A 17868-nucleotide genomic window follows, 5' to 3' on the forward strand; every position below is an offset into this window, starting at 1 on the left:
CCGCGCCCAAGAGACCGACGCTCACTTTGGATTAAGCGGGCTTTAAAGGACAACAGCAGGCATTGTGGCCTGGCGACCGGAATCGATGCCACGCCACCGCGGGGCGCAGCTTGAGAGCTCGACGCGATTTGCCGAGGCTGCCCACATTTAGGAGGAGGTGCCCGATGGACATTCTGAAAATAGCCATTGCGTCGGGGATGCAGGTCACGCTTGATGGCCGTATTGGCACGCAGGAATACCGGAGCGTGTACGGCTCGTTGCAGGCGTTGCGTCGCTTTGCTGAGGCGGTACTGATCACGGCCCCAATCGTTGCCACGCGCCCGGAACTGACCGAAGCGGAGGGCAGAACCGGTTCGTCGAACAGCCCAGGATGTGAGGCCCAACGATGATTGCCGGCGTCATTAGCTATCGCATCCCGTGCAGCAGGTCTCCCGTGCTTCAGCACATATCGCTCGGATTGGTGCTCATGCCTATCGGTGGGTTGACGATCGTGGTAGCCATGCTGCGCCGCGAGTTGCATGAGAACAGCGTATAGACGTGCGTCGGAACAACAAGGCCGCAAAGGCGCAGTCGCCAGCGTTCTTTATCGGCATCGGGACGGCAATCGGCGCGCCACCTCATCGAGAGCGCGGTGCGCGTACAAGTTCGGGTATGGAGGAGAAAAGGAAGTGAAGACGGATTCAATCGAAACTGCAATTGCCGCAATCGCGGCGGGCCGGATGGTCGTTGTCGTGGATGACGAAAACCGTGAGAACGAAGGCGATCTGATTATGGCCGCGCAGGCTGCCACAGAGGCGGACCTTGCCTTCATGGTGCGTTACACGAGCGGAGTGCTTTGCGTGTCGCTGCCGGGAGAACGTTTGGACGCGCTTTCGCTTCCGTTGATGGTGGCGAGCAATAGCGATTCAATGAGTACCGCATTCACGGTGAGCACGGACTACCGCATTGGCACAACGACCGGAATTTCAGCGGCCGACCGGGCCATCACTGTCAGGGCGCTCGTCGACGAAAAGGCCATCGCCGGCGATTTTAGTCGGCCGGGGCACATTTTTCCGTTGCGGGCAGCTCGGGGAGGCGTATTGCGACGTGCGGGACATACAGAAGCGGGGGTTGACCTCACGCGACTCGCGGGGATAGCACCGGGCGGCTTGCTGGCCGAGATCGTCAACGACGATGGAACCATGGCGCGGTTGCCGCAATTGATGGAGTTCGCGCACATGCACTCGCTGCCCATTATCACGATCAAGGATCTCATTGCGTATCGTCGCAGACGGGAGCGCATCGTCGAGCGCATGTCGACGGCGCGTTTGCCCACCCGATATGGCGTGTTTACGGTATACGGGTACAGAGAAACCATTTCGGGGGAAGAACATGCAGCACTTGTCATGGGCGACTTGGCGGGCCGCGAGGCTCCTCTCGTGCGTGTTCATTCGGAATGTCTGACCGGAGAAGTCTTCGGGTCGATCCGATGCGATTGTCGGGCACAACTTGACCTGGCGACGGAGCAAATCGCAGCGGAGGGCCGCGGTGTCGTCGTCTACCTCAAGGGACACGAAGGGCGCGGCATCGGGTTGACCGAGAAACTGCGAGCCTATGCCTTGCAAGACGAGGGCCTCGATACCGTTCAGGCGAATCTGAAACTTGGTCTGCAAGTAGATACGCGGGACTACGCCGTCGGTGCTCAGATCCTTCTAGATCTGGGGGTGACAAAGATGAAGCTGATGACGAACAACCCGCTCAAGTATCAAGGCATTTCCGAGTTCGGATTGAGTATCGAAGAGCGTGTACCCCTCGTCACTGCGCCGAACAGTGAAAACGCTTTCTACCTAACGAGTGGACCTTTCCGCTATTCGGGACGCTATCGATAGGCAACGCTGCAGCAAATACGATGTTCAAGTTCGCGGCGACAATATTTGGTTCTGATGGTAGGGTGGTTTCGGAGCAAACGTTCACCGTCTTTAGCGGTAACTCGCGTGCAGTTTCACGCCCCACGTTTGGCCTTCTCATCAATTTTCCAATTGACCGCGAAGGGGTCTGGACCGTTTCGATTCAATCCGGCGGTTTCGAGTTCGAACGCTTGCCAATTGAGATCCGGCTCGCGAAAACTTGAAGAAACGAAATCGCCTTGGGTTCCATTGAATATCCCGTAAGCGGACTAAGTATGCCGAACGGCTGCTTCCGCCGACCACGATAGTCAATTTGACCGACTGAATGGCCGTTGTATCTCGGACGCAGCCATCGGAGGCGCGCTGGGTCGAACGGCGGCTCGGGGTCGTGTGCCGCCGACCGCGACCGTGTGAGATTCGTGAAGCCCATGCCGTTTGCATGAGACATCGATCGGCCAATTGCCGACGTCCGTGTTCACGACCGAGGGGACGGTCAATCGACTGTTTGACTTCCGACATCGGGCATTCGCCCCACGTCGGCGGACAGGAGTTCGTCGGTTCGCCGCCGTTCATTACTGCAATCGCAAAGGACGGGAACGGGACGCTGATTGGCGCGCAAGGCGTTCGCCGCGGCACTTCGGAAGCGTGCCTCTGTGGGACCACATCAGCGCCAAAGTTACTCGCCGACGGAGTGCCGGTCGGCAACGTTGCGGCAGCGGCGGCGACCTAGGAGACTACTCCGCTTCCTCCTCGTATGCGTCGAGGACGGTATCGGATACGCTTTGCCCTCACCAGCCTAGGAGGTCGGCAGTTCCGCGAGGAAGGCTCCGTCCTATTCACCAAGTTGCGCCATGCCGCATCTAACCTTGTCGGTCCACGCGATGTGAACTCACGTCAACGAGTTGCATCTGTTTTGGGGTGTCGTCCAGTTCACCGATGCCCAGGAACTCCTGCGCAACTACTCTGAACTTAACTTCGGTAATGCTTTTTTCATCGATTGGAGCACGGCACCTTCGCGGACTTTGAGCCGTACACTTTCTGGGGGGAGATTTCCAGATCTTGCCGTGCATGATGTGCCCACATACTGGACATGTGATCTCCCAACCGCAGAATACGTTCGTCAGGCGGTACCGGCTGAACCTGATCAGATCTGCTACCAGCATCGCTTGCTTGTCGAGATCGTACGCATCCCACGGCTCAGAGATGATTCCGCCCTTTACGAGATCGAGGAGTCGATAAGTCCGGGTTTGTCGTGACTGACCGGTAAGGTGATCTTTGAAGGATTTCGTGGAGTATTCGATGCGATAGTCATTATTCGGAGAATCCAGGACGATTTTCAGGTCTCTGTTCTCCAACAAGCATCGAACAGTAGGTACGTCAGGAGGGTCAGCCAGCATGATGATGAGAACTCCGATCGAAGGGTATGTTGATTAATGCGCGAGATCGACGATACGAAGGAAGTCAGTTTCCGTCAGGATTCGAATCGGATGCCCTTTTGCTATTAGTTCTTCTGCTTTTCTCTGTTTGATACTTTTCTCGTGTCCGGCTAGTTGCCGAATATCAAGGTCACCAACGACGAGAAGTGTTGTTGTCCTTCTTACGCTCGTAGCAACTTGGCACCCAGCCTTGGCGGCAAGCACTGCGGCCTCGCACCGCGCCAATGCTAGCGTACCTGTGAATACAATTTCTTCCCCAACAAGCGCACCGTCGGGATTACCCTCAATCGCAATTTGATTTGAGAAGGTGGAACCGATTGGTTTTCGGGAATTGAAATTGATTGGTTTCTGAACAAGAGTCATCCAGGCGTCAAGTCCAATGCCTGTTGTGTTAATTGCTTGGAGAAGAACTTCCCCTGCGGCTCGCGCGTCCTCGACGGCATCGTGGGCCGTGAAGCGTATCCCCAAGGCACCGCACACATTAGTTAGCCCATACCCCGAGCGCGACCATTGCGACCATGCGCGGCGGACAACGCGAGCCGAATCAAGCCATCGGCAGGAAACACCAGTGAGGTTGTGCTTTGCGATGGCCTGGAACAGCGCAGTTCGGTCAAATGAAGTATGACTAACCACGACCTGATCTCGCAGGCGATCCACCATCGCAGCGTAGATTTGTTGGAATGTGGGCGCGTCTTTGACCGTAGTTGCGTCGATCCCGTGAATATCGACATTAACCCAGTCGAAGTCGTCCTGCGGATTGATTAACGATCCCCACCTGTCAACGACTCTCCCATCCTCAAACGTAACCGCCCCTACCTGACAAATGCTGGCAAGACTGGCGTTTGCGGTTTCAAAGTCTATGGCGACGAATTTCTCGGCCATGATGTTGTTCCCTTCGTCTCTATTTTTTTTTCGTCGCCAGCGCTCACAGCGCCGTCGAGCATCTGACACCCCGTACACTTTTTCGATTGACTACAATCCGCGGCACTCCGTAGAACCGGATTTAACATTCGACACTAACGTTCGCCCTACTGCGAAGTGCTAAGTTACCGCTTATGCAAATTAGCCCGCGAGCGCGTAGACGATGGCAACACGCTTCATTTTTCCGCCTCTGCCATCATGCAGAATACTTCCCCAAAGGCAGAATGCATTGCGCGGTCGCCAAGCTGCCTCCTAAGCCGCAAACGTGGGTCAACGTGCAGAAGCGCCACCGCATCGCATTACTGCAGTCACGTCGCGCTAACTACATACTCAAGCTGGCCAATGCTCCGTTCGAGACCGCACATTTCGAACATCTTCGTAATCTGGGGGCAAAGCTAGGATGACGCGCTTGCCGTACCAGCCGCGACTGCAGCGCGGTGCAGATAGTTGAGGCAATATCGGCCATAAGCGTTTTACTGGATGATGGTTTCCTGAATTATCAGGAACTGCATTTGCTCTGTACGCGCGCGCGAAACAGCGCGCGACGGAAAAGCGAGCTATCGAGTGCTCAGAGTCGCCCTCATTCGTTGCCGAGTTGGGGCAGCACACGGCCAATTGCTGTCGATGACCGGACTCGGATCGCAGACATTCGAACGTCGGCTCTGAACAGACGATGAACACTCGTGCGTCCACCAGTCACTGGCAGGTCACTTACGCGATTGCCCCGTCTGCGGCACAGGCCACATAGAATCGGCGCGAGGCTTGATATCCTGCCTTCGCGTCACGATTGGGAAGTAATCAAAAGAATCAAACTATCTCAACGGAACAATCGGGGGTTGCAATGTCTTTTCTAAAGAACATGATGACAGGCGGCGAGGGTCACTCGGTCGCCCAAAACGCCCATTTGGCGGAACTTGTCCTGAAGACCTTGGGCAGCGCTGACAAGCGCCAGCAAGTGCTTCAGTCCCTGCAGAAGGTGATGCGCCGAGGTATGTCGTTCCAGAGAATGGACGATGATCAACTGGCGGACGAGTTTGATGCGCTCGACAGGGTGGCGCAACTCAACATGCTCTCCATCGCGATTAAGGAGATAGGCATTTTCTGGAAAGACGAACCGTGGATGCCCATCCGCAATCCCATGTTCCACTCGATGGACGCGCGGGATGTGGAGGTTAATGCGGGGCACTTCAAGCGCAAGCATGGGCTCACCGTGACCATCCTGGCAGAGCCGATGAGCCTGGGGCAATGGGTTAAGGAGGGTCGGCTCGTGCGCAAAATCGTCGACCGCTGACCGGAATACCAGCGCCGATGCTGCCGCCTAGGCTTGAGGATCAGGATACGAACATGAGGGTAACTATGAAACGAACGGGGCATGCTACCTTGTCCGTGCTTCTTGCGCTAATACTTGGTGCCCAGTTCTCTCAGGCCATCGCCGGTTTGCTCGGACCATCAAACTATTTTGAATGTATCTTGGACAAGATGCCCGGTGCTCAGAACGATCCCATCGCAGCCTCAGTCGCGCAGGCGTGCTGGCGCGAATTTCCCAACGCCCCTCCTATAGCCCCAAAAGACAAGGTTGGGGGGCTCTTCTCCGTTCCCCATGCTCCGGACTGCCTAATGCGCTATGCCAAAGATGTGCGTAGCAACTTTGGAGCACAGCAAATCGCAATAGCATGCAACGAACTTTATTGGCCTTGATAGCGATGGCTTGTCGCTTCGAAAAAGGTCGGTGAACGATGACGTGTTTTTATACAGAAGGGTATCTAGCTATTCAGCCGTAAGGCGGAAGCCGCCGACTAAGTAGCCATTCACCGACGAGGAGAAACGGGATGGGACTGTTCAGAGACTTGGCGCACGTTGCGGGCAACATGATGAAGGTGAACTCGCTCTGGCACGACGTTCGGATGATCTTGATCCGCGAGGTGGGTGTCGATGTGGAGAAGCTGCCTTATGCGCGCAAGATGCAGCTCTACAACCGCGTGAAGGACGAATATCTGAACGGCAATTCGTCGGCCGAATCAATCGCGATGTTGGTTAAGCTCTCCGTCTTTTGAGCGCAGCCGAAAAGCGTTCCATAAGCGACCACAGGCCAGCCAACGGCTTAAATGCCACGGAACCGGCCGCTACAGCAAAAGCGCGTCGGCCGTCCGTAAAGGGTCCAGAGTGTGTGAAAACGCATTGATCGCCTAAACTGAATCAACGCACTGAGCCTGGGTGACTCATGAAGCGATTCGTTGAAGGCGATGACCGCAAGCAGGTCGCACTACTTCCCGAATGTATCGATGACTACATCGGACAGGACAACCCGGTCAGGGTCATAGACGCCTTCGTCGACGAGTTGGACCTTGCGGATCTTGGTTTCAACGGTACCACGCCAGCGATCACGGGCCGCCCGTCCTATCACCCAGGCGTGATGCTCAAGATCTATATCTACGGCTACCTGAACCGGATTCCTTCGAGCCGGCGTCTCGAGCGTGAATGTCAGCGCAACGTCGAGCTGATGTGGCTAACGGGACGTCTCGCTCCGGACTTCAAGACGATCGCCGACTTTCGCCGTGACAGCGGCGCAGCCATTCGCAACGTATGCCGGCGTTTCGTCGAACTGTGTCGCGGGCTGAAGCTGCTATCCAGTGACATGGTGGCCATCGACGGTAGCAAGTTCAAGGCGTCAAACAGCCGCGACAGGAACTACACGGCGAGCAAGATCGACAAGCGTCAGCAGCAGATCGAGGAAAGCGTGCAGCGCTATCTTGACCTGATTGAGACCGCAGACCGGACCAGTCCAACAGGTTTCGATGTGAAGACCGTTCGCCTGTACGAGAAGATCGCCCGCTTGCGCCAGCAGATGCGTGAGCTCGCACAGATCAGGAAGCAGTTAGAAAAACAACCGGACAAACAGCTGTCGATGACGGATCCCGACGCACGCTCCATGGCAACAAGCGGAAGAGGCTCCGGCATAGTGGGCTACAACGTTCAGGCCGCCGTAGACACGAAGCATCACCTGATCGTTGAGCACGAGGTAACTAACGTTGGAAACGATCACGGCCAACTCAGCAGAATGGCGCTGGCTGCGAAGGACGCGATGGGCAAGCCGAAGCTGAAGGTTGTTGCTGATCGGGGTTACTTCAGCGGCCCGGAGATACGGGCATGCGATCTGAACGACATCAGCGCGTACGTTCCCAAGCCGCTCACCTCCGCATCGCGGAAGAAAGGTCTGTTCACCAAGGCCGACTTTGTCTACGTGGCAAAAAGCGATGTGTATCGATGCCCTGCTGGCGAGCGAGCCATCCTTCGATTCACGACCGTCGAGCATGACATGAACCTGCGGGTTTACTGGCCCAGCGCCTGCCCGCGTTGCCATCTCAAGGAACGATGTTCACCCAGCGACTATCGTCGCATCCGACGATGGGAGCACGAGAACACACTGGAAGCGATGCAGCGCCGTCTCGACCGGAAGCCCGATGCAATGACCATCCGCCGAAGTACTGTCGAGCATGTCTTCGGTACGCTCAAGCACTGGATGGGTCCTGCACACTTCCTGACCAGGACGCTCGGGCGAGTGAGTACAGAGATGAGCCTTCAGGTGTTGGCCTACAACCTGAAGCGGGTCATGAACATACTTGGCGTTGCAGGTACGATGAAGGCCATGAAGATGGTTAGAAGCTAAAGCCCTGAGGGGCTTTGTTGTGCTCGCGATGTTCGGTTAGTGCAAACCCGCCTTATCAAACTCGATCGACCTGACCGGCAATCGCCCGCTTAGCAGCAAAAATGGAGTTTCCACACACTCTGGGTCGACATGCGTCCGAGGCCTTGGGCAGTACGCGACCAGGAAGCGTCGCTTGCTCGACAGGGACACATAGCTGAAACTCAATGCGTTTCGGCCATTCGCCCCGTTTGGTGTCGGTTAACGGCCTGTGTGGATACCTTCCGACAAAAGAGGTCCGTGATGACAAAGTCCGAACCGGCGCGCGCCGCCGCGACGACGATCCTTGGAAGCTTCGAAACGCTCATACGGGCATCACAAGCATGATCGCGCGTCACGGCGGGCATGAGCGCATGACGGAACTCGAATACTGCCGTCCCGCCGACCCGGCTGTTGTCGGGATGCTGTTGCTGATTGCGGTCGACTTGCTGGCTGGTGCGCGCGGGTTCCGAACTGCACGCTTTTCGGACCTAACCGAATACGAAGTGAATGCGGTTGCCGAAGAAGCAAAACGGGTGTGGGAGGCTGGCCAAGCGGAGGGGATGGCTAGGCCCGAACTCGGGCGCTGGTGCGGAGATCGAGTTCGAGCGGCTCGTCAAAACGTTGCCGCCAATGGGCGCTCTATTGGTCGTCGCCAGCCGGATTGCAGCGCGTGCAGAGCTTCGTGAACGACTGGCCCGGCTTGCCGTGTTTCGTCGAATGCTCGCTCGCGTAGGCCGCGAGCGGCGCAATCTCAGGTGAGCAGACCTTCAGGTAGTTATGCTCGGTATGACCGCCTTCGGTGGCGGTGCCCTTCAGCTTGGTAACGTAATCGCACGACGCCCGATGCAGGACCAGGTACGACGAAGAATTTTCACTGCTGTAACGGTTAAGAACGAAGCCGCCCGGATTAGCTGCAAGCCATGCGCGGTAATTGAGGTCGCTCTTGGGGACAAAGGTCTGCTCTGCTTTCATTGCGCACCTGTAGGTCATGAGTGCAATTATATCGAGCAGCGGGGCCGAAACCCGGGAAGGCCTTGCTAGGCGGCCTTGGCTGCTGGGGCGATTAGCTGCTGTCAAAAGGGCTGCCCATGCCCACTCTGTTACTTCCGTGATATTCGCGGTTCCGGTACGCTGCATCAATCCAGCAAGTGCGTGTGCGGTTCCCTCCGCCGCCCCGCAAAACGTCACTGCTTAACGATAATGATGCCACTGGCACGCCGAACTTCTGTGCGCCGGACATCATGAAATGTGCGCCTGAATGAGCGGAGTACTGCGGCAATGCCGTCCAGTGGTCGACATAGCAGAAGCAAAGCTTGCCACGTTGTCCAGCAGCATCCCCGCCACACCAAGCATCCGAAAACCCATTGGCGGGTAAGTCCGTCTGATGTCTCTTGCAATCAATTGCAGAATCCGAGGCGCAATTGCTTGGCTGCTTGTTCGGCAAACTTCAGCGTGGCGCACCGTTTCCTCATTAGGCATGCCCCGAGCCAATCCGATGCCATGCGTCTCGAAAAGGCTCCTGATCATAGCGGGGCGGGTCCAACCAGTATGAAACTTTGCCGTCTTTCTTGTTACATCCGGCATGCTTCTTTACCTCGGAGGGCAAAAGGACAAATGCATTGGGATCGGTAACGACGTTATTAACGATGATCCAGAAATCCCCTGCTATTTTGTCGAGCGTTGTTCCGAGCGGGACTGCGTTCCGTTTACTCAGGGCCTTAACCTGAACCCCGATAAACTTCGATCCGGAGGCGTTATACGCGATGATATCGACGCCGCGGGCGTTGCGCGCCGTTGGCATCACGTTCCAGCCAAGCAACGACAGCCGGTAGCAGCAGTAGTACAGCCCAACGTTTCCCGTGACCTGGGGGTCAAGTTTTATCTGTAGTTGCATTTGGCTCCCTCGTTGTCGAGCACGGCGGATAGCGTTCATGGTAGAAATCGCGTTCCGCCGAGCCGCGGGAATGATTGATGCGCCATTCTCGAACCGTAGCGAGGTCGTCGGCCATCGCACCGATCGCATCGGCGAGCTCGAGCGTCACGCGCCACCGTTCCGGGATCACATCGACCCCCATCATGGCTCCAAGCATATTCCCCGTGATCGCCCCCGTTGAGTCGCTGTCGCCACCGTGATTGACCGCCAACACAACGCCTGACTCGAAGTCAGGTGCCGACAGGGCGCAGTACAGGCTGATGGCGAGCGCCTCCTCAGCCACCCACCCTTCGCCGAGTTCCTGCAGAACATGGGTTTGGCCAGGGCGGTCGGCGGCGCGCTGCTCCGCGTTTTCGATGGCAGCGAGCGTTTCCTCGTACCGGTCATGCTTTCGAAGTTCGGTCTTAGCGCGGTCGATCGCATCGGGCAGCGGCAAGCCCACAAGCAACAACGCGATGACCACTGCGAAAGCCCCCGCGGTGAGCTGCCCCGTGGGGTGGCCGTGCGTGATCGCCGCGATATCCGTGGCGACGGCGAACGCCTGACCGATCCGGTCATCCTGGTCTTCTGCATCATTGATCCAGTTTGCGACGAACATGCCGACGGGCGCCACGCGCATCACGCCGCCGCAGCCTTTGCTGGCGTTGCACGCCCGATCGGCGTAACTGGTCAGTGCTCGAAGCGCAGCGAGGCAGGTGTTGCCGGGAGCGCGGCGGCTGAACAGCTCACGCTGCTCGAGAAGCCAGCCTGACTCGCCGGAAGGTTCAGCGATTTTCGGTTTGACGCCCTGAGTGCGAAGCCATCGCAAGTAGGCCTGTGCGGTGGCCTTCCCGAACATGGGGCCGTCACCATGCAGGGCAGCACGTACATGGGCGCGCAGCAGCCCTTCGGCCGTAAATAGCGTCATCTGTGTGTCGTCGGTGATGGCGCCAACCCGCCCGTGAGCCACCGCATAGTCGCAAATGCCACCGGGGCCGAAACTCCGCCGGATGTCAGCGAGGTTCATAAATTCGACTGGAGCGCCGAGCGCATCACCGACTGCGCCACCGAGCAGGCAACCACGAAACCGGCTGCGCTTGATCGCGTCCGAAGGTGTTCTGTGGAAGGAATCTTGCATGTCGAGGCTCCTGATCAGCGGGTGCCGTTAGGTCGTTTTTCCTGGCGAGACGAGCTTGTCTCGTTCTGATCTCCTGGTCGTCCGCCTTTGCCTTTCATCCGACTTTTTTCTGCAATTGATTGCAGAATGGCCGTTCCCGCCGCGCTCCGTGGGCGATCACGTCACCATGTCACCAGGAGGGCTCCTCAAGAGCCAGGCACACCATCGCTGATAGTCGCGGGCGTCTGGTTCGAGCGCGAGTCCGCTACCGTATTTACGCTTGCCGTGGGCAACCTTAGGACGTTATTCGCGCCATCCGACGCTGAAGGCGAAGCTGCCGGCTTACCCGACTTTCTAACGCGTCTTGATGCGGCACGCCAAAGTATTGCAAAAGCCTCCACTGCGGGATCCACCGGCGAGTGGTCTCCGTCCGAGGGGGCCGGTTTTTGCCCGGCTTCACTTCCTGCGCGATCTTCGGTTGTCATGGTTGCTCTCGTTTCGGTACACGGCCCTGCAATTTCCGTCTCAACTTTGACTGTCTCAACTTTGACAGTGGGTACGCCAATAGCGAAAGAGGTCCGTGCAGTCCGTGCAATCAATTGCCAAAGGCGAACGGCGATGTGCTTCGTGCAAATGTGGCACGGACATCGCATGGCGTTCGCGCTAAATCGCTTCGGAAATTAACGCGTGGCTGGCGCCTCCTCGTTCGCAATCGCGCGAAACGCTCGTACGTCCTGTGCAGACAAGTGTTGCTTTACGGGAGCCACAACCTTCGCCCCCGGAGCGTGATCATAAATGTAGTGATAGACAACCCCGTCGCCGCCTCGCGGGTTTAGCCAAACCTCGAATGAACCGTCCCGGCCATCCGCATAATTCACCTCGACGCCGACGGATGGTAGAGGAGGCGTTTCCATCAACGCTTTCCAACCCGTACGATGCGCGTCGATCCAGCGCGACAGAGCGAGAATCTGCTTCTGCTCCAGCGGGACAGGCCGCCCATTTCGATACCCGGTTGCCGATACGATCGGCGGCGTATCGATGTTCTCGGTACAACTCGCGATCCCCAGAATCATTGACACGGCGAGTGCAGCAAGCGAACCCGCTTGGACTACCCTCATACCCCGCCGCCAGCGGGATGATTCTTTTTTAGCCACTCGACCCACTGGTCGTAGTACGCGGAGTGCGGTGGCACCGCCACCCCCGATTCGTAAATGTCCTCGAAGTCTTCGGACGGATCGTCCGGTTCAGGGCGGTGCGGAAAGTCGTTGTCGAACTTGTCCGGGTCCAGTCCATACTTGTCGAATTTCTTGCTCACTTCAGAAGTTAGCCCCAACTCCCGTTCCACCAATGTCAACTGGTACCGCATATAGTCGTCATCGAATTCAGAACTAGCTTGCGCTCTCTCTAACCATACGCGGGCCTTCGCCAAATCCTTCTCGACGGGCACCCCGTTCCGTACATCTCGGCTAGGCACAGCGCCGCAACGGCGTTACCATTCAAGGCTGCGCTTTCAATCTCTCCGTGATAACCGAGCAAGTTACCAATCGACATGACGTCTCCATTCCGGGCTGCTGTTGTGTGATAGCAGGCAGCCGCCGCGATGTCCTGCGGTACCCCTCGCCCAAACCGGTACATCGTTCCGAGTTCCCCGATGGCCTCGGTGCGCACAACTAGCTGCCAGGGTGCGGGTGGTGCTGCTGCAGGCTGCCCAGGATGTGCTCCAACGGCTTTTGGGCCTCCCGCAGCGCCTGTAGTGCCCGCACGTGCTCATCTGATGGCCTGATCTGCTGGATCGTGCGGTGGGCCGCGTGGATGGCCTGCAACGCCTGCTGAACAGCCACGGTGATCGCCACCTTCTCGGGGTCGGACGCGGGGTCTGGCGTGGACGGTCGGTGGTACACGTGGCTGAATGTTCTGCCGGTCATGGTGCGCTCCCCTGCGCGCTGCTCTGCTACGCGCTCTAGGCGCTCATTTTACGCCCGTGCGCTGCTACACGATAGCTCAGTAGCCGATGACCAATATTCCCTTAAGTGGAAGCCTCATTCTGTTGCTCGCATAGAGCGTTTCAAAAAAAGTAACTACGCGATCGAAGTCGGGATTCTTGCTGCCGGCCGACTCGTAGATGTTTCGCACCGCGATTGCCAAGTAGTCGACCTCGTCCATCATGCATGCCTGAAACAAGTCCTTGAGAAATTGGTTGTTTATGACTGCTCGTCCTGCTTCCACCTCCACCACGAATCGACCGTCGATATGGTGCGCGTCAGCTTCAAAAGCCTTCGCAACCTTACCGTTGTTCCCATAGAGAACAGGGACTCGGATTTTTTCGGCGCGCCTCTTTCCTACTTCGACGGCAAATCCAAGCTCCGCAAGCGAGGGCCCTACCTGTGCAAGTACTGCATTACTTGACAGCGTATGCATCGCCGACGATATCAAGGAATACTTGGCCTCAAATGCCTGCACGACCGCGATGGCTAACGCCGCCGGCTTGTCGGCCCGAGGAAAATACGCCCAATTCAACACATGAAGCCTCAACCAATCCAGGTTTGTTGCGCTCGCAGCTCATTGCCGTCCCCACGTGCTTCCATCCTTCTATGCAGAGCATCGCCAACGGTGAGCCAGAGCGAGAATTGCCAGAATTATCCGCGAGATGAGCGGCCCGCGGTAGCCAAGCAGTAACCTAACGCGCGCCCGTCTCATACCTCTTGCAATCAATTGCAGAATCCGCGACGCAATTGCTTGGCTGCTTGTTCGGCAAACATCGGGGTGGCGTACCGCTTCGTCCTCAGGCTTGCCCCGAGCCAATGCGGTGCCATGCGTCTCGAAACGCCTCCTGATCGTAGCGGGGCGGGTCCAGCCAGTACGAAACCTGTCCGTCTTTCTCGTTGCAACCAGCACGCTGCTTTACTTCCGATGGCAAAAGGACAAATGCGCTTGGCTCCGTGACGACGTTATTAACGATGACCCAGAAATCCCCTGCTATTTTGTTGAGCGATGATCCGAGCGGAACGGCGCTTCGCTTACTCAGGGCCTTAAGCTGAACCCTGATGAACGTCGATCCGGAAGCGTTGTACGCAATGATGTCAACGCCACGTGCGTTGCGCGTTGTTGGCATCACGTTCCAGCCAAGCAACGATAGTCGGTAGCAGCAGTAATACAGTCCGACATTGCCGATGACATGAGGGTCAAGTTTTGCTTGCATTTGGATCGCCGTTTCGACGCTTTAGCATTGTCTACGAATGCACGCGGTCGCGGTATTTCGCTTCGGCCCTTCCGAGGCGGATTGCCGATACCAGTAGGCCGCCATTTTGGAATTTTTCTCGGTGCCGATTCCTCTCTGAAACATCGTGCCGAGGTTGTTTTGGGCGCTAATGTTGCCCTGCTCAGCCGCAGCGCGATACCAGTACAGAGCTTCGGCAAAGTCTTCATCGACGCCTTTGCCGGTGCGATACGCTTCAGCGACAGCGAACTGTGCCTTGGGATCCCCCTTTTTTGCCTTGCTGATCTCCACTTCAAGTTTCGGCGACATAGACACCTCGACTACTGGGACAAAACAAAATTGTGTGAGGACAACACCGACTCGCCGCTCCAACGATAGGCCACAAGCGGACCATCCTTACCGGCGCTGTAGTCGACGCACGCGACCGTAGGGGACTGTATGTCGGGGCTACCGGTCATCCAGTAGTGACCAACGAATACCGGTTTGTCTTCGGTATAGCCGATCCTCGCATCCTCCGGTATCTCGGTATTGGGGAGTTGGGCTTTCGTCTCAGGGGGTACGAGCGCTGCCTGCCGATAGGTTGTTGCCGCGCCGTCCCACCAGCGCGTGCGCGCCTCGTGACGCGTAATGCCCGACTTGTCGACGAACGAACAGCCCGAGGGAAGCCGGACCTCCACGCCCTTCAAGAGCGTCTCGATCACGCGGTATTCAATCGTACTCTTGCGACTGACTTTGACCATCATTGCGTCGTCCAGCAAGTGCCTTGGCCTCAAGCAGGCTTCAAGCGCCGCGACATAGCTCGGATGCCAGCAGGCGTGAATCAACTGCAGTTCGGGCAATTCGAGCCACAGCGGTAGTGAGAGAAGCCAGTCGATAATCTCGCCATGAAGGGCGGGCTTGTGCTCGACTCTCGGCGAGGAACGCCGCATGCTGGTTGCGGTTTTCTTCGCCCACCTTGCCCTGTCTGGGACGCAGGTATTCGTCGTCCTGGTCGGGATCTCGTAGGTACCACGCGATTGCATTGAATTCGTGGTTCCCCATCACCGCCAGCGCGCTGCCAGCATCAACCATGGGGCGGACGATATCGATCGTGTCGAGTTGGTGCGGGCCGCGGTCGATGAAGTCGCCGACGCAGACCGCCGTCCGACGTGGGTGACGCCACGTGCCCATCCGCCTACAGTAGCCAAGCTCCGTCAGCAGTGCAGTCAGCTTGTCCGCATGACCGTGCACGCCCCCGATGATGTCGTAGTCCATGGCCCGCCCGTTTTTAAAATTCTTACTGCGTGGCTACCCAGTTAAAGATAACAGAAGCGTACTGGTCTATTCGTTCCGTCGAACACACAGACGTTGCAGGTCTCACGAGAATCCACCGTATGGCCGCGCGTTTGCAATTGATTGCACAACATTTAGCGATCGTCTCAGAACTGAAACACAGCGGGCAGTATTCTTCAGAACTTCGGAAGCGGCTTCACTGGCTTGTTCCTCCATGAGCCAACGCTCCGCCGCAATCCGGGGAGGCGAGGAGGCATCGTTCCCGTGCACTTGATTGCAAAGCCCTCGATCCGTCGAGGGCGCCAGGCCGGGGACCCTGGAGCCTGTGCAATCAATTGCAAACGTCGCGCAGGCCGACTACTGAAGCCTACGTCAGGCAAAAGCCGGCCAGAACCGGACTTTTAGGTTTCGCCTCCATAGCAGCCATTCGTCAAAGCGTTCTTGCTGTCAGCTGCTTTATACTCCTCGGCCCGTACTATCATTGCGTATGCGGGCAACCTGCCTCCGTGACCACTCCACGATGAGTCAGATGGTTACTGCAAATCGGCGTGTTTTCAGATTATCAATATGCTGACCGGTGGGGTCGGTTAAATAATTGCTAGTAATCGAAAGGGTATCTCTTTATGACTGTCACCGAGGAAAAGAAGAAGCAGGTCTATCATTCATGCGCCTCATGCGATAGGGACACGTGGCACTCGGTTGTTCAATACCATGTTGAATCAGAATACGAATACCGAATGGATACGATTTATCAGATTGTCCAATGCTGCGGTTGCCATGCCGTCAGCTTTCGGAGGGTTGTTCGTGATTACGAGAGCGCATATCCCATCGACGACAACGAGTGGGATGTCCCGGAAGATATTACTTGCTTTCCAAGTATTCTCAAGGGGCATCGTGAACTAGAAGATGTTTGGGACTTGCCCGATACTGTTCGCGAGATTTACACCCAGTCGATTAAAGCGATCAAGGACAATTCAAATATTCTTGCTGGCATTGGCCTGCGCGCCACAATTGAAGCGATCTGCAATGACCGCGGCATCACCGGCAGGACGTTGGACAAACGAATTGATGCCCTCGCCAGGGGCGGATTGATTTCCCAGAAAGACTCCGAGCGTTTGCATGCTATCCGCTTCCTTGGCAATGACTCAGCTCACGAAATTAAAAAGGCAGACGCCAGAAATCTGCTGATAGCCCTCCGAATAATCGACCATCTCCTTGTGAATATCTACATTCTTGATGGAGAGGCTGATAGGCGACTTGAAACAATTGTCCGAACCTTCGAACAGTTCACAACGCTTTTGGAGAAAAGCCTCTCTAGCTTTACCTCTGGCGACGAGGTTCCTCTCGCGAAGATTTTTGGGAGGGATATGAGGCGATTTCACGGTTACTTCGCGGCCCATGAGAAGTCACTTGTCGATACCATAACAAATGGCGCATCCACGAAGCTAAAAATCGGAAAGGTCGACCATTTCGCGGGGTCAAAAGACAAGGTTCAGCACTTCGTTGTACTGTGATTGCTTACTCGTCATTCCACTGGACCTGTGCGGAAAGCAGCACAGGTCGATGAATCCAAACGTTGCTGAACGTCTGCTGTCCTAAGCATGCAACTTCCGCTTTGGGTCGAAGAACGGTCTCGGCGAAATTCCGAAATCGGCCCTTCATGACCCTGGCCGTTTGGCGCTCCCCCATTCACGACGGTCCGGGCTGCTCAACAATTGGCAAGGCAAAGGTCTCGTCGGAGACGTCGCGTGTCCGTGTCCGACCGGCAACAGCGGCCGACGTTACAAAGGCGGATTCCGTGCACTTGATTGCAAACGCCACCGATCTTCGCGCGCCGGAGCCGGCGGGGCGAAAGCCTTGCAATCAATTGCACAAACCGGCCCTCGGCCGGTGTTCTCGATACAGCAGCTTCCTACCCAAAATTCACGCTTCGGCCCGTGCGGCTCAATGAATTGCTAACAGCGGAGTTTCCCGTGCCAAGCATTCGAGGGTACGTCACCGTCTTCAATGCGGTCCAATAGCTTTTGAAAGCCTGGCCGCTCTTTGGCGGGCACGCTGCCGCTAATGTGCGCGGTGATCGTGCGCTTGACTGTCAGTTCGAAGCCTGCGGCTTTGATCTCGCGGATCTGGTTTTCTGGGTGTTGGCCGGTCGTGCTGACGCGGCAGTACGCAAAGACTCGGCTCATGGTTGGCACTTGCAATTGATTGCACGAGTTACGCCTTGATGGTTTTGCCGCTCAGATGAGCGCGCAACAAGGCACGCAAACGCTCTTCGAATTCTTCCGCGCATAGGTCGGCGTTGGCCGTTGGGTCACTCCATGCCTTTTCGTACAGCCTGCGCGCCGCGTCCCCGGCGTCCTCAGGCAGGATGCGCATAAGGACATAGCCGACAAATTAATGGAATAGGTGCTCCGCGGCTTCT

General features: G+C 56.9%; 20 protein-coding genes. 6 read left to right on the forward strand and 14 right to left on the reverse strand.

Translation table 11 applies throughout. From position 1 onward, the window contains the following. Window positions 1-164 precede the first annotated feature (164 nt). Window positions 165-389 (forward strand): hypothetical protein, encoded by a 225-nt coding sequence (locus GNZ13_RS41915; protein ID WP_172162713.1) that lies wholly within the window; start codon window positions 165-167, stop codon window positions 387-389. 279 nt (window positions 390-668) lie between these two features. After that, window positions 669-1868 carry a bifunctional 3,4-dihydroxy-2-butanone-4-phosphate synthase/GTP cyclohydrolase II gene (locus tag GNZ13_RS41920; protein ID WP_407945618.1) on the forward strand — a complete coding sequence of 400 codons (1200 nt, stop codon included), beginning with the start codon at window positions 669-671 and terminating at the stop codon, window positions 1866-1868. A 1448-nt stretch (window positions 1869-3316) separates the two neighbouring features. On the opposite strand, the gene GNZ13_RS41925 is transcribed toward GNZ13_RS41920, so the two are convergent. Continuing rightward, window positions 3317-4204, reverse strand: coding sequence for an exonuclease domain-containing protein (locus GNZ13_RS41925; protein WP_172162831.1), 888 nt, complete (start codon window positions 4202-4204; stop codon window positions 3317-3319). 880 nt (window positions 4205-5084) lie between these two features. Between GNZ13_RS41925 and GNZ13_RS41930 the strand changes: the two genes are divergently transcribed. The 3 genes from GNZ13_RS41930 (at window position 5085) to GNZ13_RS41940 (ending at window position 7910) form a co-directional block, all read left to right on the forward strand. Continuing rightward, complete coding sequence (locus tag GNZ13_RS41930) at window positions 5085-5534, forward strand: hypothetical protein (protein ID WP_172162834.1); 450 nt, start codon at window positions 5085-5087, stop codon at window positions 5532-5534. Between the two features lie 538 nt (window positions 5535-6072). Continuing rightward, a complete protein-coding gene (locus GNZ13_RS41935) occupies window positions 6073-6297 on the forward strand; it encodes a hypothetical protein (RefSeq protein WP_172162837.1) in 225 nt (74 codons plus the stop codon). 167 nt (window positions 6298-6464) lie between these two features. Continuing rightward, window positions 6465-7910, forward strand: a complete 1446-nt coding sequence (locus GNZ13_RS41940; RefSeq protein ID WP_172162840.1) for an IS1182 family transposase — start codon at window positions 6465-6467, stop codon at window positions 7908-7910. A 657-nt stretch (window positions 7911-8567) separates the two neighbouring features. On the opposite strand, the gene GNZ13_RS41945 is transcribed toward GNZ13_RS41940, so the two are convergent. The 11 genes from GNZ13_RS41945 to GNZ13_RS53090 all read right to left on the reverse strand — a co-directional run bounded on the left by GNZ13_RS41945 (window position 8568) and on the right by GNZ13_RS53090 (window position 15428). Then, window positions 8568-8900, reverse strand: coding sequence for a hypothetical protein (locus GNZ13_RS41945; protein ID WP_172162843.1), 333 nt, complete (start codon window positions 8898-8900; stop codon window positions 8568-8570). Between the two features lie 499 nt (window positions 8901-9399). Next, window positions 9400-9822: a hypothetical protein gene (locus tag GNZ13_RS41950; protein WP_216674779.1), complete on the reverse strand. Its 423-nt coding sequence runs from the start codon at window positions 9820-9822 to the stop codon at window positions 9400-9402. After that, on the reverse strand, window positions 9800-10978 hold the full coding sequence (locus GNZ13_RS41955; protein WP_172162846.1) for an ADP-ribosylglycohydrolase family protein: 1179 nt from the start codon (window positions 10976-10978) through the stop codon (window positions 9800-9802). The genes GNZ13_RS41950 and GNZ13_RS41955 overlap by 23 nt, the downstream gene beginning before the upstream one ends. A gap of 659 nt (window positions 10979-11637) precedes the next feature. Then, the gene (locus GNZ13_RS41960) at window positions 11638-12075 is read right to left on the reverse strand and encodes a hypothetical protein (protein ID WP_172162849.1); all 438 of its coding nucleotides are present in this window, start codon (window positions 12073-12075) and stop codon (window positions 11638-11640) included. Further along, window positions 12072-12290: a hypothetical protein gene (locus tag GNZ13_RS41965; RefSeq protein WP_172162852.1), complete on the reverse strand. Its 219-nt coding sequence runs from the start codon at window positions 12288-12290 to the stop codon at window positions 12072-12074. Before GNZ13_RS41965 ends, GNZ13_RS41960 begins: the two co-directional genes overlap by 4 nt. 337 nt (window positions 12291-12627) lie before the next feature. Continuing rightward, window positions 12628-12882 carry a hypothetical protein gene (locus GNZ13_RS41970; protein WP_172162855.1) on the reverse strand — a complete coding sequence of 85 codons (255 nt, stop codon included), beginning with the start codon at window positions 12880-12882 and terminating at the stop codon, window positions 12628-12630. A 76-nt stretch (window positions 12883-12958) separates the two neighbouring features. Further along, complete coding sequence (locus GNZ13_RS41975) at window positions 12959-13477, reverse strand: hypothetical protein (RefSeq protein WP_172162858.1); 519 nt, start codon at window positions 13475-13477, stop codon at window positions 12959-12961. A 262-nt stretch (window positions 13478-13739) separates the two neighbouring features. Then, window positions 13740-14156 (reverse strand): hypothetical protein, encoded by a 417-nt coding sequence (locus GNZ13_RS41980; RefSeq protein WP_172162861.1) that lies wholly within the window; start codon window positions 14154-14156, stop codon window positions 13740-13742. A 21-nt stretch (window positions 14157-14177) separates the two neighbouring features. Beyond that, complete coding sequence (locus tag GNZ13_RS41985; RefSeq protein ID WP_172162864.1) at window positions 14178-14483, reverse strand: tetratricopeptide repeat protein; 306 nt, start codon at window positions 14481-14483, stop codon at window positions 14178-14180. An 11-nt stretch (window positions 14484-14494) separates the two neighbouring features. After that, complete coding sequence (locus GNZ13_RS53085; protein ID WP_236001913.1) at window positions 14495-14917, reverse strand: metallophosphoesterase family protein; 423 nt, start codon at window positions 14915-14917, stop codon at window positions 14495-14497. A 37-nt stretch (window positions 14918-14954) separates the two neighbouring features. After that, complete coding sequence (locus GNZ13_RS53090; RefSeq protein ID WP_236001915.1) at window positions 14955-15428, reverse strand: metallophosphoesterase; 474 nt, start codon at window positions 15426-15428, stop codon at window positions 14955-14957. 755 nt (window positions 15429-16183) lie between these two features. Here GNZ13_RS53090 and GNZ13_RS41995 point away from each other — a divergent pair. Further along, window positions 16184-16960, forward strand: a complete 777-nt coding sequence (locus GNZ13_RS41995) for a DUF4145 domain-containing protein (protein ID WP_172162867.1) — start codon at window positions 16184-16186, stop codon at window positions 16958-16960. A 441-nt stretch (window positions 16961-17401) separates the two neighbouring features. Here the strand turns inward: GNZ13_RS41995 and GNZ13_RS42000 are convergent, their stop codons facing one another. Both GNZ13_RS42000 and GNZ13_RS42005 read right to left on the reverse strand, forming a co-directional pair. Further along, on the reverse strand, window positions 17402-17632 hold the full coding sequence (locus tag GNZ13_RS42000; protein WP_172162870.1) for a recombinase family protein: 231 nt from the start codon (window positions 17630-17632) through the stop codon (window positions 17402-17404). A gap of 28 nt (window positions 17633-17660) precedes the next feature. Continuing rightward, on the reverse strand, window positions 17661-17822 hold the full coding sequence (locus GNZ13_RS42005; protein ID WP_172162873.1) for a hypothetical protein: 162 nt from the start codon (window positions 17820-17822) through the stop codon (window positions 17661-17663). Between the last annotated feature and the right edge of the window lie 46 nt (window positions 17823-17868).

The organism is Paraburkholderia elongata (assembly GCF_013177735.1).
GTDB lineage: Bacteria > Pseudomonadota > Gammaproteobacteria > Burkholderiales > Burkholderiaceae > Paraburkholderia > Paraburkholderia elongata.

Bases quoted from the DNA above. Each gene is read 5' to 3' on its own strand.
- GNZ13_RS41915 (WP_172162713.1), top strand. From the start codon at position 165: ATGGACATTCTGAAAATAGCCATTGCGTCGGGGATGCAGGTCACGCTT.
- GNZ13_RS41925 (WP_172162831.1), bottom strand. From the start codon at position 4,204: ATGGCCGAGAAATTCGTCGCCATAGACTTTGAAACCGCAAACGCCAGT.
- GNZ13_RS41930 (WP_172162834.1), top strand. From the start codon at position 5,085: ATGTCTTTTCTAAAGAACATGATGACAGGCGGCGAGGGTCACTCGGTC.
- GNZ13_RS41935 (WP_172162837.1), top strand. From the start codon at position 6,073: ATGGGACTGTTCAGAGACTTGGCGCACGTTGCGGGCAACATGATGAAG.
- GNZ13_RS41940 (WP_172162840.1), top strand. From the start codon at position 6,465: ATGAAGCGATTCGTTGAAGGCGATGACCGCAAGCAGGTCGCACTACTT.
- GNZ13_RS41945 (WP_172162843.1), bottom strand. From the start codon at position 8,900: ATGAAAGCAGAGCAGACCTTTGTCCCCAAGAGCGACCTCAATTACCGC.
- GNZ13_RS41950 (WP_216674779.1), bottom strand. From the start codon at position 9,822: ATGCAACTACAGATAAAACTTGACCCCCAGGTCACGGGAAACGTTGGG.
- GNZ13_RS41955 (WP_172162846.1), bottom strand. From the start codon at position 10,978: ATGCAAGATTCCTTCCACAGAACACCTTCGGACGCGATCAAGCGCAGC.
- GNZ13_RS41960 (WP_172162849.1), bottom strand. From the start codon at position 12,075: ATGAGGGTAGTCCAAGCGGGTTCGCTTGCTGCACTCGCCGTGTCAATG.
- GNZ13_RS41970 (WP_172162855.1), bottom strand. From the start codon at position 12,882: ATGACCGGCAGAACATTCAGCCACGTGTACCACCGACCGTCCACGCCA.
- GNZ13_RS41980 (WP_172162861.1), bottom strand. From the start codon at position 14,156: ATGCAAGCAAAACTTGACCCTCATGTCATCGGCAATGTCGGACTGTAT.
- GNZ13_RS41985 (WP_172162864.1), bottom strand. From the start codon at position 14,483: ATGTCGCCGAAACTTGAAGTGGAGATCAGCAAGGCAAAAAAGGGGGAT.
- GNZ13_RS53085 (WP_236001913.1), bottom strand. From the start codon at position 14,917: ATGATGGTCAAAGTCAGTCGCAAGAGTACGATTGAATACCGCGTGATC.
- GNZ13_RS53090 (WP_236001915.1), bottom strand. From the start codon at position 15,428: ATGGACTACGACATCATCGGGGGCGTGCACGGTCATGCGGACAAGCTG.
- GNZ13_RS41995 (WP_172162867.1), top strand. From the start codon at position 16,184: ATGGATACGATTTATCAGATTGTCCAATGCTGCGGTTGCCATGCCGTC.
- GNZ13_RS42000 (WP_172162870.1), bottom strand. From the start codon at position 17,632: ATGAGCCGAGTCTTTGCGTACTGCCGCGTCAGCACGACCGGCCAACAC.
- GNZ13_RS42005 (WP_172162873.1), bottom strand. From the start codon at position 17,822: ATGCGCATCCTGCCTGAGGACGCCGGGGACGCGGCGCGCAGGCTGTAC.